Origin of the sequence: Bradyrhizobium shewense (assembly GCF_900094605.1) — a bacterium.
Lineage (GTDB): Bacteria > Pseudomonadota > Alphaproteobacteria > Rhizobiales > Xanthobacteraceae > Bradyrhizobium > Bradyrhizobium shewense.
Genome location: NZ_FMAI01000093.1, coordinates 1 through 1,924 on the forward strand (window position 1 = coordinate 1; position 1,924 = coordinate 1,924).

A 1,924-nucleotide genomic window follows, 5' to 3' on the forward strand; every position below is an offset into this window, starting at 1 on the left:
TGGCCCAGTGTGTTCGGGGACGCCAAGATGACCACCGCGCTGCTCGATCGGCTGGCCCATCACTGCGACATCGTCGAGACCGGCAACGACAGCTGGCGATTCAAAAGCCGAGACGACGATCATATCACCCGCGCTCGTCTCGCCTCCGCTACGTGAGACGATCAAACACATTATGGAAGGCGGCGAATGCGTCCAGTTAGACGGGCGAAGTCCGGCTTCTAAGTCCGCAGCATTTTGGGCCGGATCGCGCCCATCCCGGATCTGGCCCTCAGTCACTCAGGAATATCTCCGCTAATCTCAGACAAGCCGACCTTCATTTTGCGGTGAATCGTCGATTGTGCCTTTGTTGTTAGAGGTATCGTTTTCGATCACTAATCGTTTCCGGAGTTGGTCGATAGCCCGCTGAAAAACGGCCGGATCATCCATTGCCCGAGAAAGAACAATGGCTCCTTGAATAGCAAGAACGGCCTCCTCCGCGAGGATGCGCGACTGATCGGCGTCACGGCCCTGCCGAATAAGCGCTGACTGCAATGCGTCCACCCAACTTACGAAATAACCTCGGATGGCCTGCGCGAAGAGGTCACGCGTATTGGCAACTGCTAAAGCACCGACGAGGCACACGCGCCTGCCGGACCTGAAATATTGGTCCGTCGAGTCAAGCATTGCACCGATGGCGCCATTAGCATCGCTCTGGTTACGCAGCGGGGAATATACGACATCCTCGAACCATTGGCCGATTTCGCCGAGAACAGCCTGCACCATCTCTTCCTTTCCGTTCGGGAAGAAGTGGTAGAGGCTGCCCTTGCCAAGACCGGTAGCCTTGCCAATCAAGGCAAGGCTTGCGCCTTCGTAGCCATGTTCGCGGAAAACTTCGGCCAACGGGGCTATGGCGTCGGCTCTTTCAGCGACCATGCGGGCCATGATTAGAGGCCCAAATCGCTGAGGCTGGGGTGATCATCCGGCCGACGACCAAGAGGCCAGTGGAACAAACGATCGCTTTCAGCAATGGGCATTTCATTGATGCTCGAGTGCCTGTGCGCCATCAGACCGTCCTCTGCAAATTCCCAGTTCTCGTTACCATAAGCGCGGTACCAGCGGCCGCCATCGTCGCGATATTCATACGCGTAGCGCACCGCGATGCGGTTACCGGTGAAAGCCCAAAGCTCCTTGATCAGGCGGTATTCGTGCTCCTTGTTCCACTTGCGTGTCAGAAGTGCCTGAGCTTCGTCGCGATTGCTCGTGAACTCGACGCGGTTCCGCCAGCGGGTGTCGAGCGTATAGGCCTGAGCGACTTTGGCCGCGTCTCGGGTGTTCCAGCCGTCTTCGGCCAGCCGAACCTTCTCGATAGCGGTTTCGCGGGTGAAAGGAGGGAGTCGTGACATCTTCAGTTCCTTGTCAGTTGAGGTGATTGTACCGATTGGTAATAACTTTACCGATCGGTACAATCGCGGATGATTGTGTCGTTGTCAAGTGGCATTTCCGTCTGGCTGTTTGAGATCGATTTGGAGCGGCGCGTGGTAGCCTCGTTGGCGGCGGCTTCATCGCCCAACAACGCAACGTCGTCCTGGTCGGCGGCACCGGCACAGGCAAAACCCACCTGGCCATTGCCATCGCCAGAAGCTGCACCAGATCAGGTGCCCGTGGCCGCTTCTACAATGTGGTCGACCTCGTCAACCGTCTGGAGACCGAGACCCGCAACGGACGGCAGGGCCGGCTTGCCGAGCATCTGACCCGGATGGACTTCATCGTCCTGGACGAGCTCGGATATCTGCCCTTCGCCCAGTCCGGTGGCCAGCTTCTGTTCCACCTCGTCAGCCGGCTCTATGAGCGGGCATCCGTAATCGTCACGACCAACCTTGCCTTCGGCGAGTGGCCCAGTGTGTTCGGGGACGCCAAGATGACCACCGCGCTGCTCGATCGGCTG

At 58.4% G+C, this 1,924-nt stretch carries 3 protein-coding genes and 1 pseudogene; 2 read left to right on the forward strand and 2 right to left on the reverse strand.

What is annotated here, in order from left to right; genetic code table 11:
• On the forward strand, window positions 1-156 hold a 156-nt coding region (locus tag GA0061098_RS43360), incomplete at its 5' end, for an ATP-binding protein (protein ID WP_165637993.1).
• Window positions 157-297: 141 nt separating this feature from the next.
• On the opposite strand, the gene GA0061098_RS43365 is transcribed toward GA0061098_RS43360, so the two are convergent.
• Together GA0061098_RS43365 and GA0061098_RS43370 are read right to left on the reverse strand one after the other, a co-directional pair.
• Window positions 298-921, reverse strand: coding sequence for a TetR/AcrR family transcriptional regulator (locus GA0061098_RS43365; RefSeq protein ID WP_091968253.1), 624 nt, complete (start codon window positions 919-921; stop codon window positions 298-300).
• Between the two features lie 2 nt (window positions 922-923).
• The gene (locus GA0061098_RS43370) at window positions 924-1,382 is read right to left on the reverse strand and encodes a nuclear transport factor 2 family protein (protein WP_091968256.1); all 459 of its coding nucleotides are present in this window, start codon (window positions 1,380-1,382) and stop codon (window positions 924-926) included.
• Between the two features lie 140 nt (window positions 1,383-1,522).
• Between GA0061098_RS43370 and GA0061098_RS43375 the strand changes: the two are divergent.
• Window positions 1,523-1,924: pseudogene (locus GA0061098_RS43375) on the forward strand (ATP-binding protein); the annotation flags it as partial.

Bases quoted from the DNA above. Each gene is read 5' to 3' on its own strand.
- GA0061098_RS43365 (WP_091968253.1), bottom strand. From the start codon at position 921: ATGGCCCGCATGGTCGCTGAAAGAGCCGACGCCATAGCCCCGTTGGCC.
- GA0061098_RS43370 (WP_091968256.1), bottom strand. From the start codon at position 1,382: ATGTCACGACTCCCTCCTTTCACCCGCGAAACCGCTATCGAGAAGGTT.